14 protein-coding genes are annotated in these 14,882 nt (G+C 71.2%); 7 read left to right on the plus strand and 7 right to left on the minus strand.

All coding sequences use genetic code 11. The annotated features are described in order from the left end of the window. Positions 1–29 precede the first annotated feature (29 nt). The gene (locus ETD86_RS00715) at positions 30–1,049 is read right to left on the minus strand and encodes an SDR family oxidoreductase (protein WP_138664101.1); all 1,020 of its coding nucleotides are present in this window, start codon (positions 1,047–1,049) and stop codon (positions 30–32) included. 7 nt (positions 1,050–1,056) lie between these two features. Next, positions 1,057–1,314 (minus strand): hypothetical protein, encoded by a 258-nt coding sequence (locus ETD86_RS00720; RefSeq protein ID WP_138664102.1) that lies wholly within the window; start codon positions 1,312–1,314, stop codon positions 1,057–1,059. Between the two features lie 54 nt (positions 1,315–1,368). Here ETD86_RS00720 and ETD86_RS00725 point away from each other — a divergent pair, with 54 nt between their 5' ends. The 3 genes from ETD86_RS00725 to ETD86_RS00735 are packed head-to-tail and all read left to right on the plus strand — an operon-like array spanning position 1,369 to position 3,406. Next, the gene (locus ETD86_RS00725) at positions 1,369–2,388 is read left to right on the plus strand and encodes a DNA topoisomerase IB (RefSeq protein WP_246147471.1); all 1,020 of its coding nucleotides are present in this window, start codon (positions 1,369–1,371) and stop codon (positions 2,386–2,388) included. Between the two features lie 45 nt (positions 2,389–2,433). Next, positions 2,434–2,682 (plus strand): BON domain-containing protein, encoded by a 249-nt coding sequence (locus ETD86_RS00730; RefSeq protein WP_138664103.1) that lies wholly within the window; start codon positions 2,434–2,436, stop codon positions 2,680–2,682. Then, entirely contained in the window at positions 2,666–3,406 is a 741-nt protein-coding gene (locus ETD86_RS00735; protein WP_138664104.1) for a metallophosphoesterase family protein, read from the plus strand. The genes ETD86_RS00730 and ETD86_RS00735 overlap by 17 nt, the downstream gene beginning before the upstream one ends. On the opposite strand, the gene ETD86_RS00740 is transcribed toward ETD86_RS00735, so the two are convergent. Next, the gene (locus ETD86_RS00740) at positions 3,403–5,184 is read right to left on the minus strand and encodes a PP2C family protein-serine/threonine phosphatase (RefSeq protein WP_138664105.1); all 1,782 of its coding nucleotides are present in this window, start codon (positions 5,182–5,184) and stop codon (positions 3,403–3,405) included. The two genes, ETD86_RS00735 and ETD86_RS00740, sit on opposite strands and share 4 nt — an antisense overlap. Before the next feature lie 156 nt (positions 5,185–5,340). Continuing rightward, positions 5,341–5,490: a GPGG-motif small membrane protein gene (locus tag ETD86_RS54730; protein WP_020543887.1), complete on the minus strand. Its 150-nt coding sequence runs from the start codon at positions 5,488–5,490 to the stop codon at positions 5,341–5,343. Between the two features lie 70 nt (positions 5,491–5,560). Between ETD86_RS54730 and ETD86_RS00745 the strand changes: the two genes are divergently transcribed. After that, complete coding sequence (locus ETD86_RS00745) at positions 5,561–6,514, plus strand: TIGR03557 family F420-dependent LLM class oxidoreductase (protein WP_138664106.1); 954 nt, start codon at positions 5,561–5,563, stop codon at positions 6,512–6,514. 61 nt (positions 6,515–6,575) lie between these two features. Then, positions 6,576–8,405, plus strand: a complete 1,830-nt coding sequence (locus ETD86_RS00750) for a transketolase (RefSeq protein ID WP_246147472.1) — start codon at positions 6,576–6,578, stop codon at positions 8,403–8,405. Between the two features lie 21 nt (positions 8,406–8,426). On the opposite strand, the gene ETD86_RS00755 is transcribed toward ETD86_RS00750, so the two are convergent. Next, complete coding sequence (locus tag ETD86_RS00755) at positions 8,427–8,810, minus strand: ChaB family protein (RefSeq protein ID WP_138664107.1); 384 nt, start codon at positions 8,808–8,810, stop codon at positions 8,427–8,429. A gap of 10 nt (positions 8,811–8,820) precedes the next feature. Further along, complete coding sequence (locus tag ETD86_RS00760) at positions 8,821–9,102, minus strand: hypothetical protein (RefSeq protein ID WP_138664108.1); 282 nt, start codon at positions 9,100–9,102, stop codon at positions 8,821–8,823. A gap of 38 nt (positions 9,103–9,140) precedes the next feature. On the opposite strand from ETD86_RS00760, the gene ETD86_RS00765 reads away from it, so the two are divergent. Beyond that, positions 9,141–9,644, plus strand: a complete 504-nt coding sequence (locus ETD86_RS00765; RefSeq protein ID WP_246147473.1) for a shikimate kinase — start codon at positions 9,141–9,143, stop codon at positions 9,642–9,644. A gap of 111 nt (positions 9,645–9,755) precedes the next feature. Continuing rightward, positions 9,756–13,109, plus strand: a complete 3,354-nt coding sequence (locus tag ETD86_RS00770; RefSeq protein ID WP_138664109.1) for a serine/threonine-protein kinase — start codon at positions 9,756–9,758, stop codon at positions 13,107–13,109. Between the two features lie 22 nt (positions 13,110–13,131). Here the strand turns inward: ETD86_RS00770 and ETD86_RS00775 are convergent, their stop codons facing one another. After that, on the minus strand, positions 13,132–14,805 hold the full coding sequence (locus ETD86_RS00775; protein WP_211369736.1) for a serine/threonine-protein kinase: 1,674 nt from the start codon (positions 14,803–14,805) through the stop codon (positions 13,132–13,134). Positions 14,806–14,882: the final 77 nt, after the last annotated feature.

The following is a 14,882-nucleotide window of genomic DNA, read 5'->3' on the forward strand; positions in this document are numbered from 1 at the left end:
GGGCCGGTGGGGGCGGGGTTCGCGGTTGGTCATGGCCGGCCGTTGGCGCGGCGGAGGGCGGTGACGGCGGCGGTGGCGGCCGTGGCCCCGGCCACGGCAAGCAGGACCGGACCGCGGTGCCGGGACAACCACAGCTGCGGGCTACGCCCGTGGGAACGCCGGTCGAACGCGCCGTGGGCGCCGTAGTCGGTGTCCTCGTCCGCCGGCTCCCACAGGTTGGACACCCCGCTCGGCGGTTTCTCGTCCGTCTGCTGGGATTGGATGCCGGTCCGGGCGACATATCGGTCCACCAGCGCCGGGGCCACCCGCTGCGCCAGCAGGGTGGCGACGGTGGGGGTGCCGACCCAGTACTCCTTGCGCTCGGGATGCTCGGCCGCGTACACGATGGCCCTGGCCGCCACCTCCGGCTGGTAGATCGGCGGCACCGGCTGCGGGTGGCGGCGCAGCTTGGACAGCACCCAGTCGAACTGCGGGGTGTTGAGCGCGGGCAGCTGCACCAGTGTGACGTGGATGTCGCTGCGCTCGGCCATCAGCTCCGTGCGGACCGACTCCGTGAAGCCCTTGATCGCGTGTTTGGCGCCGCAGTACGCCGACTGCAACGGGATGCCGCGCTGCGACAGCGCCGAGCCCGCCTGCACGATGGCGCCCTCGTTCCGCGGCCGCATGAGGTCCAGGGCGACCTTGGTGCCCCAGACGTACCCCAGGTACGTGACCGCGGTGGTGCGCTCGTACTCCTCGGGGGTGATGTCGGTGAATTTGGCGAAGACGCTGGAGAAGGCGGTGTTGATCCAGACCGAGATCGGCCCCAGGTCCGCCTCGATACGCTCGGCCGCCGCCCGCACCTGCTCGTAGTCCGCCACGTCGGCCTCGTACACCCGGCCGCTGCCGCCCGCGACGCCCACGTCCACGGCGGCGGCCCCCAGCCCGGTCGTCCCGCGTGCGATCAGCGCCACCTCGGCGCCCTGCTGCCCCAGCTCGCGCACGACCGCCCGGCCGACCCCGCCGCTCGCGCCCGTCACCACCACAACCCGCCCTCGAAGTGGTGCCATGTCGAGATCAGCCCGCCTCTCCGTCGCTCCGCTGCTTCTGGCGTCGTACGGCCAGCACTATGTCGACCACCGTGGCCACGGCCAGCACGACCGCGATCCCCGTCATCACAGGCGCTCCGGTGATGACCCCCAGCACCGCGAACGCGAACATGAACACCAGCAGGAACGAGCCCACCCTGATGTGCACCACGTCGCGCGGTGTGGCCGGCACCATGGCGTGGCCCTTGCGGTCCCGCTCCTCGTGCCACTTTCCGTTATCAACCATGGCGCTCACCTGCCCGTCCTGTTTGCCGCCTAACGTCCGGGGTAGCCGCCCTTCGTGCCGGAGCTGAAGCCCAGTGACCAGAGTGAACCGGGGATCGTGCGGCGGCGCCGCGGGCGGGGGTTCAGCTATGAGGGGCCTGACGGCCGCCCGGTGAGCGACCGTGCCACATTGGCGCGGATCAAGGCGCTGGCCATCCCCCCTGCCTGGACCGACGTGTGGATATGCACGTCGCCGTACGGGCACCTGCAGGCCGCCGGGACGGACGCGGCCGGCCGCAGGCAGTACCGCTACCACGACATATGGCGCGAGCAGCAGGACCGGGTCAAGTTCGACCACGTGCTGGACGTGGCCGAGCGGCTGCCGGCATTCAGGAAAGCGGTGGACGACCAGCTCCAGGGACGCGGCCTGACCAGGTCACGGGTGCTGGCGGCGGCCGCGCGCCTGCTGGACATCGGCTTCTTCCGCATCGGCGGCGAGAGCTACGACACCTACGGCCTGGCGACGCTCAGGATGGAGCACGTCACCTGCGCCAACGGCATCGTCACCTGCTCCTACCAGGCCAAAGGCGACACCTCACGCGAGGTCGAGGTGGCCGACCCGGGGGTGTGCGCGGTGCTGCGCTCGCTCAAGGCGCTCGGCGCGGACGGCGAGCTGCTGCGGTACCGGCACGCGGGCGGCTGGTCCGACGTCAGGAGCGAGGACATCAACGACTACCTCCGCGAGACCATCGGGTACGAGGTCACGGCCAAGGACTTCCGCACCTGGCACGCCACCGTCCTGGCGGCCGTGGGGCTGGCGGTGTCCAGGCCGGCCGGGAAGGAAGGCCCGTCCAGGAAGAAGAGAGCGGTCACCCGCGTCATGCGGGAGGTCGCCGAATACCTGGGCAACACCCCCACCGTGGCACGCGCGTCGTACGTGGACCCGCGGGTGGTGGAGGCGTACGACCAGGACAGGACCATCGCCGCGGTGCTGACCGAGCTCGGCGCGGACGCCGACTTCGGGCAGCTGGCGACGGCGGGCACGGTGGAACGGGCGGTCATCGACCTGATTCGATCGGAGGTCCGGACCGTTTGAGCGTTTCAGCCCCGGGCATGCGGCGACAGAAGAAGGAGGCGAGCGATGGAAGCTCCGCAGTACGTCGCGGCCCGCGTCCAGCAGGCGCTGGCCGAGGACGGACGCACGCACGAGCTCGGAATTCGCGTGGACATAAGAGGCGACCAGCTGTTCCTGCGCGGTCAGGTGAGCGGGGCCGAGCAGCGCGAACGACTCGGCCAGGTGGCGCACGAGGCCGCCCCCGAGCTCCGCGTGCACAACGAGATCAAGGTCGTGGACTTCAGCGAGCCAGGAGAGGATGAGCACCTTGATTGACCTGCGCATAGCGGCCGTGGGAGACATCCACCTGGGCGAGGACGTACGCGGCCAATACCGCAAGAAGCTCGAGGGCATCGAGGACCGCGCCGACATATTCCTGCTGGCCGGAGACCTGACCAGGCACGGCACGCTGGATGAGGGCAAGGTGGTGGCCGACGAGCTGCGCGGCCTGACCATCCCGGTCGTCGCGGTCCTCGGCAACCATGACTACCACTCCGACCTGCAGTACGAGATCGCCGCCGAGCTCCGCGACGCTGGCGTCGTCGTGCTCGACGACGACGGCGCGGTGGTCCAGTGCGGTGAGCACAAGCTGGGCGTGGTCGGCGGCAAGGGCTTCGGCGGCGGATTCGCCGGCAAGTGCGCGAGCGAGTTCGGTGAGCGCGAGATCAAGAACTTCGTGGCCCACACCCGCTACATCGCCGAGGCGTGGAAGGTCGCGCTGAAGGAGATCGTGGCCGACCACCGCGTGGTGGTGTCCCACTACTCCCCGATCAAGGAGACGCTGGAGGGAGAGCCGCCGGAGATCTACCCCTTCCTCGGCAGCTACCTCCTGGCCGAGGCGGTCGACACGGCCGGCGCCGACCTGATCGTGCACGGGCACGCGCACAAGGGCAGTGAGAAGGGCATGACGCCGGGCGGCATCAGGGTGCGTAACGTGGCGCTGCCGGTGTTGCGCCGGGCGTACGGCATCTACTGCATGGGTGAGTCGGAGCACTTCTAGAGGATCTGTGCGGCGAGGACGCAGACGTCGTCCTCGGCGCTGTCCCCGCCCAGCCGCTTCAGCAGGCAGGTGATCAGGTCTTCCGGGCCGTCGCCGCAGCAGAAGTGCGCGGCCTGGACCAGGGCGGCCAGGCCGGACTCCAGGTCCTGCCCACGCCGTTCGACGATCCCGTCGGTGTAGAGGACCAGCACGTCCCCGGTCTGGAGCTGCGTGGTGGTCATCGAGTACTCGGTGGCGTCGAAGGCCCCGAGCATCATGCCGGAGCTCCCCGGCACCAGCTGCGCGCGGCCGTCCCTGATGAGCAGTGGCGCGGGATGGCCCGCGTTCGTCCAGGAGAACGTGCGGTCCTCCGGCCGGAAGTGGCCGATGATCGCGGTCCCGGTCACGGTGACGCCCTCGTTGGAGTGCACGAGGACGTCGTTCAGCCAGGTCGTGAGCCGGTCCGCGGACTCACCGGTGTAGGCGAGACCGGCGAGCCCTGAGCGCATCTGCATCATGATGCTCGCGGCGGTCAGCCCGTGCCCCATCGCGTCCCCGATGGCCAGGAGCACTCTGCCGTCGGGGATGAGGCGGGTCTTGAACCAGTCGCCGCCGACCCGGGCGAGCTCTTCGCCGGGCAGGTAACGCACGCCGACGGTGAGGTTGGGCAGGTGGACCAGGCCGTGGCGCATCGGCAGGATCGTGTCCTGCAACTGGAGCGTGACCTGGTGCTCCTCCTCGGCACGCTGGCGCTGCCGGTGGGCCTGCTCGTGGGCCACGGCCAGGGCCCGTTCCCTGCGGCGGTTCCTGGTCACGTCCTGGGCCAGGCAACGGACCTTGACCGGCACGCCCTCGCCGTCGAGGATCGGCTCGCTGAAGACGCTGAGATGCCGCACCCCGTGCCGGTGCTGGATCCTGAACTCGGTCTCGACCGCCTCGCGGTACTCCAGCAGCGAACGCAGCTGGTCCTCGACGATCGGCAGGTCCTCGGGCACCGCCACGGCGGGCAGGTCCTCCAGGGACATCGGCCCTTCACCGCGGTCGCGGCCGAACATCTCATACATCTGGGGCGTCCACAGGATGCGCTCCGTGGCCAGGTTCCACTCGGCCCAGCCCAGCTCGGCCAGGCGCTGAGCGCGCTCCCAACCGGAGACGAGCAGCTCCTGATCGTCCAGGGCCCGCCAGCTCACCAGCAGCCCGTCGGCCACCCGCGCCGCGCGCACGCTCAGCGTGGCCGGCCAGAGCAGGTGGTCCAGGACCTCCACGTACTCCAGCGGCTCGCGGTGCACGGGCTCGCCGGTCTCGTACGCGCTGATGTAGTCGTCGAGCAGCCCTGAGCCGGCCACGCCGGGGCAGGCGCACATCAGCCGCCGCCCGGCCAGGTCGACGGCCGTGCGCCCGGCCACGGTCTTGGCGTGCCGGTTGGCGGCCAGGATCAGGAAGTCGACGACCCGGCCGGTCGAGTCCTTGATCGGCGTGAGGTAGGCGGCCGAGGCGTGGACCGCCTCCAGCATGCCCCGCGCCCAGCCAGGGACGTCGGGCGTCACCACCTCGTCCTCGGCCGGGCGCTCGATGCCCTTGGCGACCTCCACCAGACCGAGGCCGCTGTGCTGGGCCATCCTGGCAAGTCGCTCCGCGGCCTCGCCCGGCCGGATGTTCAGCTCGGTCGCGAGCCGGGCGGTGGCCTCGTCGAGTATGGCCTCATTCCGTAGGTGGTGACGGAGCCTGGCCAGTTGGTCACGGACTCTCGCCGACGCCGCGCCGGACTCGTAGCGACTGAACGGCGGGTACTTGCTCACGCATCATCCATGCCCGGCAATGCGGCATTGAGGTGCGCTGCTCATGATATTTCGACAAAGTCCGACTAAATCGGGCAAAACTTAGAGAACCGCTGGACCGTTCTCGAGGATCGGTCCAGCGGCGCAGGTGGACGGGGGACCGGGCGGCGGGCGCCCCTAGACATTGAAGATGCTGACCCCACCGGGTCCGACCAGGAAACCGAGGACGATCAGGACGATCCCCCAGAGAAGGTCGCGCCGGGCCAGAATCACGTAGATCCCGGCGATGACGAGTATTACCGCGATGATCCAGAGCAAAGTAGCCATGGGCTGCAACTGCCCTGAGGGTCAGCCACGTAACATGTTTTTCCCTGCCGCAAGGGGCAGGGAAAAACATATGACGACATTCGGCTATTTCCTGTCGTGCGAGGAGCACGGCCCCAAAGAGCTGATACAGCAGGCCAAGGCCGCGGAACGCGCCGGCTTCGAGTCCCTCTGGATCTCCGATCACTTCCACCCATGGCTCGACGAGCAGGGCGAATCCCCGTTCGTCTGGTCCGTGATCGGCGCCCTGGCCGAGGCCACATCCCTGCCGATCACCACAGCGGTGACCTGCCCGCTCGTCCGTACCCACCCGGTCGTCATCGCGCAGGCCACGGCCACCACCGCGGCCCTGACCGGAGGGCGCTTCCGGCTGGGCGTGGGCACCGGCGAGGCGCTCAACGAGCATGTGCTCGAGTCCCGCTGGCCCCCGCTCGCCGAGCGGCTGGAGATGCTGGAGGAGGCCGTCGAGCTGATGCGTGAGCTGTTCACCGGCAAGCTGGTCACGCATCGGGGCGCCCATTACCGGGTGGACACCGCCCGGCTCTACACCCTGCCGGACGAGCCCGCGCCCATCCTCATGTCGGGGCTCGGCGAGAAGTCCACGGAGCTGGCCGGGCGCATCGCCGACGGCTACATCTCCACCGCGCCGAACGCCGAGTCCGTCCAGCGCTTCCAGCAGGCCGGCGGCGCGGGCAAGCCGACGCTCGGCGGGCTGAAGGCCTGCTACGCCACCGACGAAGGTGCGGCGCGCAAGACCGTGCACCGCCTGTGGCCCACGCAGGGCATCAAGGGCGAGGCGTCGCAGATCCTGCCACTGCCGCGCCACTTCGAGCAGCTCGCGCAGTCGGTCACCGAGGAGGAGGCCGTCAACGGCAGCCCTGTCGGCCCGGACCCCGAGGTCCACGTCCAGGCGATCAGGCAGTACGTGGAGGCCGGGTTCACGGAGGTGTACGTCAACCAGATCGGTGACGAGCAGGACGCGTTCTTCGACTTCTACGCGCGTGAAGTTCTGCCGCGGGTCCGCTAGGGCCCCGCAGACTTAAGCGGGCCGGAGGGGGTAGGCGGCCAGGAACCGTCTCGAGGAGGCCATGATGCCTGAGCGCGATCTTCAGTACCTGGCCGAGCTGGCCGCGCAACTACGTGTCGACTCCGTACGGGCCGCCGCCGCGGCCGGCTCCGGCCATCCGACCTCGTCCATGTCCGCGGCCGACCTGATGGCCGTGTTGTTCGCCTGCCACCTCCGCTATGACTTCACCGACCCCGGCAACCCCGCCAACGACCACCTGATCTTCTCCAAGGGCCACGCCTCTCCCCTGCTCTACTCCCTCTATAAAGCGGCTGGGATCGTCGACGACGAGGAGCTGCTGTCGTTCAGGAAGCGCGGGAGCCGGCTGGAAGGCCATCCGACCCCTCGCCTGCCCTGGGTGGACGTGGCGACCGGGTCGCTCGGGCAGGGGTTGCCGATCGGCGTGGGAGTGGCCATGGCCGGGCGGCTGGAACGGCTGCCGTACCGGGTGTGGGTGCTATGCGGCGACAGCGAGCTGGCCGAGGGATCGATCTGGGAGGCCGCGGAGCACGCCGGGGACGAGGGCCTGGCGAACCTGACCGCCATCGTCGACGTGAACCGGCTCGGCCAGCGCGGCCCCACCAGGCACGGGTGGGACATCGGGGCGTACGCGCGCAGGTTCGGAGCGTTCGGGTGGCACACGATCGAGATCGACGGGCACGATCCCGGGCAGATCGACTTCGCGCTGAGCGACGCCTGCAACACCCGCCGGCGGCCGACCGTGATCCTCGCCAAGACACGTAAGGGCGAGGGCGTGGTGGAGGTCGAGAACCGCGAGGGCGCGCACGGCAAGGCGCTGAAGGATCCCGGCAAGGCCGTCGAGGAGCTGGGCGGGCCACGGGACGTGCGGGTCGAGGTACGCGCACCGGAGAAGGCGCCCACGCCGCACCGGTTCGAGAGCGGGCAGCTGGAGCTGCCCGCTTACAAGGTGGGCGACAAGGTCGCCACGCGGGCGGCGTACGGGGAGGCGCTCAAGGCGCTCGGCGCGGCCAGGGGCGACGTGGTGGCGCTGGACGGCGAGGTCGCGGACTCGACCAAGACCGAGACGTTCGGTGCGGCGTTCCCCGAGCGGTTCTTCGAGATGTACATCGCCGAACAGCAGATGGTGGCCGCGGCGGTCGGGCTGCAGGTGCGGGGGTGGAAGCCGTACGCGGCCACGTTCGCGGCGTTCTTCACCCGGGCGCACGACTTCATCAGGATGGCCGCGGTGAGCCGGGCCTCGATCCGGCTGGTCGGCTCGCACGCGGGCGTGGCGATCGGGGAGGACGGCCCTTCGCAGATGGGGCTGGAGGACCTGGCCATGCTGCGGGCCCTGTACGGCAGCACCGTGTTGTATCCGTGCGACGCCAACCAGACGGCGGCGCTGGTCGCCGAGATGGCGGACGTCGAGGGCGTGTCCTACCTGCGGACCACGCGCGGGAGCACGCCGGTGATCTATGAGCCGGGCGAGCGGTTCCCCGTCGGCGGGTCGCGGGTGCTGCGGCACTCCCCCGATGACCGGGCCACGATCGTGGCGGCCGGGGTGACCGTGCACGAGGCGCTGGCGGCGGCCGACGAGCTCGCCGCGTCCGGGGTCCCGGTGGGGGTGATCGACCTGTACTCGGTCAAACCGGTCGACGCGGCGGCGCTGGCCGAGGCGGCCACGACCACGGGCACCCTGATCACGGTCGAGGATCACCGGCTGGAAGGCGGGCTCGGCGACGCGGTCATGGACGCCGTGTGCGAGCTCGGGCCGCGGGTCACCAAGCTGGGCGTGACAGGGCTGCCCGGTTCCGCGACGCCGGAGGAACAACTGTCGGACGCACGCATTGACCGCCACGCTATCGTCGCGGCGGTCAAGCGGTTGTTGTGACCTTTTGTCCTTGAGGACGGGTCACCGCGCCTTCGCGGTGACCTTCCTGTTGGCCTTCTTGATGGCGTCGACCAACTCCTGCTTGGTCATCTTGGACCGGCCGCGCACTCCGAGCCTGGCGGCCACGTCTTGCAGGTGCTCCTTGGTGGCATTGGCGTTCACGCCTTCGGCCGTCCGGCCGGACCGGTCGGTCGCCCCCTTGTCGGAGGGCCCCTTCTTCTCCTTCGGCTCCCAATGGTCGCCGACCTTCTCGAAGGAGTGCTTCAACGCGGCGAACGCCGTCATGTGGGCCCTGCGCCCCTCGCCGTATTCCTTCACGGCGTTGTCGTGGGCCTTGATCCACGTGTTCTGCGCCTTCTTCGGCGAACGCTTGATGGTCGACGGCAGCTCTTCGACGGCTGGCATGCTTCACCTCCTACAGCGGTGGCTCGTCGTAGTGGCGGCGCTCCTCGTACACGGTGGTCCTGCGGGCTTCAGGCTCTTCGTAGATCTCGTGGCGGTGCACCGGCTCGTCGATCGGACCGACCGCCCTACGGGTGACGCTGATCCTGTATATGCCGAACAGGAGTCCGGCGACTCCGCCGAGCATGAGGATGAGCCCCACTACGTTGATGTCGAGGCCGGCGAGATCGAATTCGACGGCCCAGGTGAGGATCGCACCGAGCATGATGAGGATGATGCTTCCGGCGATGGTCATCAGATTTACCTCCTTGACACGAAGGAACCTCTATCCACATGTCGAAAAACAAACCAGTCGTGGTGATCGGGCTGATGGGCTCCGGGAAGACGACGGCAGGCCGGCTGATCGCAGAGGCGCTCGGGCTGGAGCTGAGCGACAGCGACCCGTACCTGCAGTCCCGGTACGGCGGCACGGCCGCGGAGATCGCCCGCCGCGAAGGGGCCGACACACTGCACCGGTACGAGGCCGAGCACGTGCTCCACGAGCTGGCCGGCGAGCCCAAGGTGATCGCGGCGGCCGCCAGCACGGTCGAGGACCCGAAGGTGCGGGCGGCGCTGCGTGATCCTTTCGTGGTCTGGGTGGACGCCTCCGACGACGTGCTGGCCGAGCGGATGCGCTCCGGCCACCATCGCCCCGACTTCGACCCGGCCGCCATGCGGGGCCGCCGCGAGCCCTTCTTCCGCGCGGTCGCCGACCTCGTGGCCGATGTCGCCGCGCTACGTCCGGAGCAGGTGCGGGACGCTGTGCTGCGGGCGCTGGGCAAGCCCGCGCACCGGTGACCGACGAAGGACGGGCATAATGATCATGACGCGGGGTTCCTCCGAGGCGCGCGGGAGACCTGCGTCATTTCGGACAACCAATGCACCGCGCCACGCATCTAAGCATCAGTGATGATGGTGCCCGGCGATCCCGAGAGGCTTGGCGGCTACTGGCTGGCGGCCCGGCTCGGCGCGGGCGGGCGCGGCCTGGTCTACGACGCCTACGACGACGAGGGCCGCAGGTACGCGGTCACGGTGCCGCGCGGGCAGGCCGGCGGCCGGCGGTTCGAGCGGGTGAGCTGTCCCCATCTGGCCGAGGTGGTCGCCGTCGGGGTCGACGAGGGCGTGCCCTACGTGGTGAGCGAATACGTCGACGGTCCTGACCTGCGGCGCTCGGTCGAGCTGCACGGCCCGTACCAGGGCGACGAGTTGGTCGCCCTGGCCGGCGCGCTGGCCACGGCCCTGCGCGCGCTGCACGAGGCGGGACTGACGCATCGCGGGCTCAATCCCGAGAGCGTGCTGCTGGCGGACGACGGCCCCAAGGTGATCGAGCTGGGCCTGCCTGCCGCGGGATCGGTGGACGACGCGTTCACCTACCTGGCTCCCGAGGTGCTGACCGGCCAGGAGGCCGGGGCGGCGGCCGACGTGTTCGCCTGGGGAGCGGTGGTGTTGTTCGCGGCCACCGGCCACGACCCGTTCCACGGGGAGAGCCTGGGCGGCGTCATGCACCGGCTGCTGACCGTGGACCCCGATCTGAGCACGCTGCCCAGCCCGCTGCGGGAGCTGGTCGGGCGCGCTCTGGCCAAGGACCCGGCCGACCGTCCCGTCGCGCCGGAGCTGCTCATCGAGAGCACGGCCGAGCTCCGCCCGCCGGGAGGGCACGCGGGACCGCGCTCGCTCAGCGAGGTGGCCGAGGCGGCGTACCTGGCCCTCACCCCTCGACAGCAGGAGGAGGTGCCCGGCCTGCTGCTGCGGCTGCTGGACGGCGACAGCCCGCACGACGAGAGCGGCGTGCTCCGGCCGCTCATGGACGCCGGCCTCCTGGTGCGCCGCAGCGTCCGCGTCCCGCCGGCCGAGACCCCCGTCGGCAAGCTGGTGGCCGTCGGCGACGGCCGGATCGTGCCCGCCAGCGCCGCGCTGTACCGGGCCTGGCCCAGGTTGCGCGGCTGGGTGACGGACGAGCGCGAGAGCATGCTGGTGCACCGGCGCATCAGGGAGGCGGCCGGCCGCTGGTCGCGGCACCGGCGCGGCAGGAGCCACCTCTTCCGCGGCGAAGAGCTCGACACGGCGCTCGGCTGGGCCGCGACCAAACGCCGCCACCTGCGGCTCAACCAGCTCGAACGTGACTTCATCAACGACAGCGTGACCCTGTCCAAACAACGCAGGAGAATGCTGATCCCCGTGCTGACGACGCTGGGCGCGGTGCTGGCCGTCGCGGTGTCGATGTCGGTGGTCTCCGTGCAGGGCCAGAACGACCTGCGGGGGCAGCTCATCGAGGCGAACGCGCGGGCGGTGGCGGCGCGGGCCGAGGCGCTGCGGACGTCGGATCCGCGTACGGCCATGCGGCTGAGCGTGGCCGCCTGGCGGATGTCACCGGTGTTCGAGGCGCGGGCGGCGTTGCAGGCCTCCCTCGTGCAGCCGGAGCTGGGCGTGTTCACCGATCCGGCGCCGGACTCGCGGGCCCGTTACCTGCTGCGCGGTGACGAGCTGGTCAAGTGGGACGTCGAAGCGGTCACGGTCTGGGACGTCGTGGGCGGGCGGCGCGTGGCCGCGTACGGGCTGCCGCCGGGCCACGCGGCGCTCAGCGACGACGGGCGGTTCGCCGAGGGAGTGGACGGCCGGCCGTTCGACGTGGCGACCGGGCGCCCGCCGGCCGCCGGCGTGTACGCCATCAGCAGGGGCAACCAGACCAGGGTCTACCGAGGCGCCCGGGTGTTGTTCCAGGTCGCCGACCGCAAGGTGGCGCTGTCGGCGGACGGGACCAGGGCGGCGGTCTCCCGCGTGGACGGGCGGGTGGAGTTGTGGGAGCTGGCGGGCCGTACGAAAACGGCGACCGTCGAGGTGGTCCCGCTGGTCGGCCCGGACGCGGCGGCGCCGTCCATGGCGTTCAGCCCGGACGGGAGCGTGCTGGCCGTGGTGGGACGCGACGGGGTCACCCTGGTGAACCCGGCGAAGACGGCGGCCGACGCCCTCGACCAGGACCTGCGGGGCGACGGCACGCCCAGGACCCGCCAGGTGGAGACCGGGCGGGCGGGGCATGACGCCCGAGGCGCTGAGCCGCGCGCGGACGCCCGCACCGGCGGGTTGGAGACCGCCCAGCGAGTGGTCACACACAGGCTGGCGGCGCCCCTCGGCGCCTCGGCGGACGTCCCCGTCTTCAGCCCCGACGGCCGCCTGCTCGCCCTGCCGGGCAACGGCGAGGTCCGCGTGTGGAACGTGGCCGAGCGCCGGCTGGCCGGCTCGTACCCGCTGAAGGATCCCCAGCCCGGCCTGGCGTTCTCCGCCGACGGGATGACGCTGCGCTACCTGAGCGGCACCGGCTCGGTCGTCTCCCTCGACGTGTCCGGCCTGCCCGCGCCGTCCGGCGACCACGCGGCCGCCGCCTTCTCCGGCGACGGCAGGTACGCGGCCAAGGAGGTCGGGAACACGATCGAGCTCACCGACACCGTGGAACGCAGGAAGCTCGGCAGGATCGCCGCCGCCGGCGACCTAGCCTTCGACGCGGGCGGCCGCCTGCTGGCCGTCGCCGGCGACCCGGTGACCGTGTGGAACGTGGCCGGCAGCAACCTGGTGACCACCATCGACGCGGGCGGTGACGCGCTGGCCGTGGCGCTCTCCCCCAAGGGCGACCTCCTCGCCACCGCGCGCGGCCGGACCCTGGAGACGTGGGACGTACGCGCGGGCCGCCGGGTCAGGGTGTACGAGGACGCGGGCGACCTGGCGCTGGCCTTCAGCCCGGACGGCTCGACGCTGGCCGCCGGCGCCAAGCTGCTGGACCTGCGCACCGGCAAGGTCACCCCGCTCGACCTGCGCACCGGCGCCACCGCCGACGCGCCGGTGCCGACCGCGCTCGCCTTCTCCCCCGACGGGCGCACGCTGGCGTTCGGGCTGGACGGCGGCCGGGTGCTGCTCTGGGACCTCCGCGGCGGCACGCGGCTGGGCACGATCGAGACCGGCACGTCGGCGGTGGACGAGCTGCGGTTCTCGCCGGAGGGCGGCCTGCTGGCCGTCGACGCCGCCCTTACGTCGTTGTGGGACGTGCACACGTTGCGCGAGGTCGGCCAGGTCACGTCATGGGCCGCGGGGCTGGCCTTCAGCCAGGACGGCAAGCGGCTGCGCGGCGTGGCGCTGGACGGCACCGTACGCGAGAGCCCGGTCGATCCCGCGCTGACGGCTCAGGAGGTGTGCGCGCGGGCGGGCGGGCCGCTGAGCAGGGCGGAGTGGTCGCGCCTGATCCCGGAGAGCGGCTACCAGAACGTGTGCTGACGGGCGACCTCGCGGTCTTCGGCTAACTGTGCGGGTACGTCCTGACCACCTTGCCCTGGAGGTTGGCGACCAGGTATCCGGTGCGGTGGTAACTGTCGGACACGTAGACGCGCAGCACCGGGGTCCCGGACGTGCTGTCGGGGCCTACGATCACGTAACGCGTGGTGGGTTCGGGAACCCCCAGATCCTTGTTCGCCTTCTTGACGAGCCCGGGAAGAGCGTTCCAGTCGTACTTGTCCAGGTCCACCAGAGGGTCGATGAGGACGCCGCCGCTTCCGAAGCGGCTGACGGCGCCGTCGCGGTAGTTGTATCTGTCATAAACCTCCTTGTCGGCCGCGGTTGGCGCCTCGATGAGGGCATAGGTCGGGTAGACCGTCATGCCGGCGACCTTGCTGCCGCCGATCTCCTCCTTGACCTTGGCGATCATGGCTCTCATGTCCGCGGGGGTCAGCAGATTCTCCGGCTCGCTGCTCTCGGTCTTCGTCTCGGCCGGGGTCTCGGGGTCGCTGCTGGCCGCCGGGGTGACGCTCAGTGCCGTCGGGTCGTCGCCGGAGGGCGTGGTGGTGGTGGAGGTGATCGGGAGGAATCGCCACACCAGCACGCCGGCCACGACGAGCGCCGCGAGGGAGAGTGCCGTCCCCACGTTGCGGGCGGCGCGGCCGGTGCGGCGCGAGCGCACGGTCTGCACCTGCGAGATCGGCGCCGCAGCCCACGGGGGCGGCTGCGGCGCCGCATGGCCGCCGTAGCCGGGTGGCACGGTGTGCCCGGCCATGGGCGGCCCCCCGGCCGGACCGTGCGGCCGGGCGGCGACCGGCGTCGGGTGTCCCGGCCCTGCGGGTCTCGAGGGCGGCAAGAGGCCCGGGCCGGAGCCTGGCTCGGCGGCCGAGGTCAGCAGGCGGTCCAAGGTCTCGGCGTCGGGGCGGGCGGCGGGGTCGCGCCGGAGGAGTGCCAGCAGCACGGGGCCGAGGGGTCCGGCGCGCTCCGGGTGCGGCACGTCCTGGTTGAGCACGGCGGCCAGCGTCGCCAGCGTGGTGCTGCGGCGCAGCGGGTGCCGTCCCTCCACGGCGACGTACAACAACATGCCGAGGGACCACAGGTCGGAGGCGGGGTCGCCTTCGTAGCCGTTGATGCGCTCGGGCGCCATGTACTCGGGCGAGCCGATGAACGACCCGGTGGCCGTCAGGCTCGTGGACTCGCGTACCGCCGCGATGCCGAAGTCGGTGAGCACCGACCGGCCGTCCTCACGCAGCAGCACGTTGCCGGGCTTGACGTCGCGGTGCTGGATGCCGACGGCGTGCGCGGCTCGCAGGGCCGATAAGACCTCGCGGCCGAGCCGGGCCGCCTCGGCGGGTGACATGGGGCCGCGCTGCAGGCGGTTCTGGAGCGAGCCGCCGGTGACCAGCTCCATGACGAGCCACGGGTAACCCTGCTCGCCGGGATCGACGATGTGGTGGATGGTGACCACGTGCGGGTGGTTCAGGCGGGCGAGGGCACGGGCCTCTCGCAAGACCCTGGCCCGCAGCTCCCGGGCGCGGGTCGGGTCCTGCTCGTCCATGGAGGGATCCGGCGGGCGTACCTCCTTGAGCGCGACCTCGCGGTGCAGGGCCACGTCCCAGGCGCGCCACACCAGGCCCATGCCGCCGCCGCCGAGCCGCTCCATCAGCTCGAAGCGGCCGTCGATCACGCGTTTGTGCATGCAGAGCAGCGTAGGGCCGAGATGCTGTCCACGTCATGTGCGCGGGTATGTCCGCTCACGCCGGTTGGTCCGCTGAT

It is taken from the genome of Nonomuraea turkmeniaca (genome assembly GCF_005889735.1).
GTDB lineage: Bacteria > Actinomycetota > Actinomycetes > Streptosporangiales > Streptosporangiaceae > Nonomuraea > Nonomuraea turkmeniaca.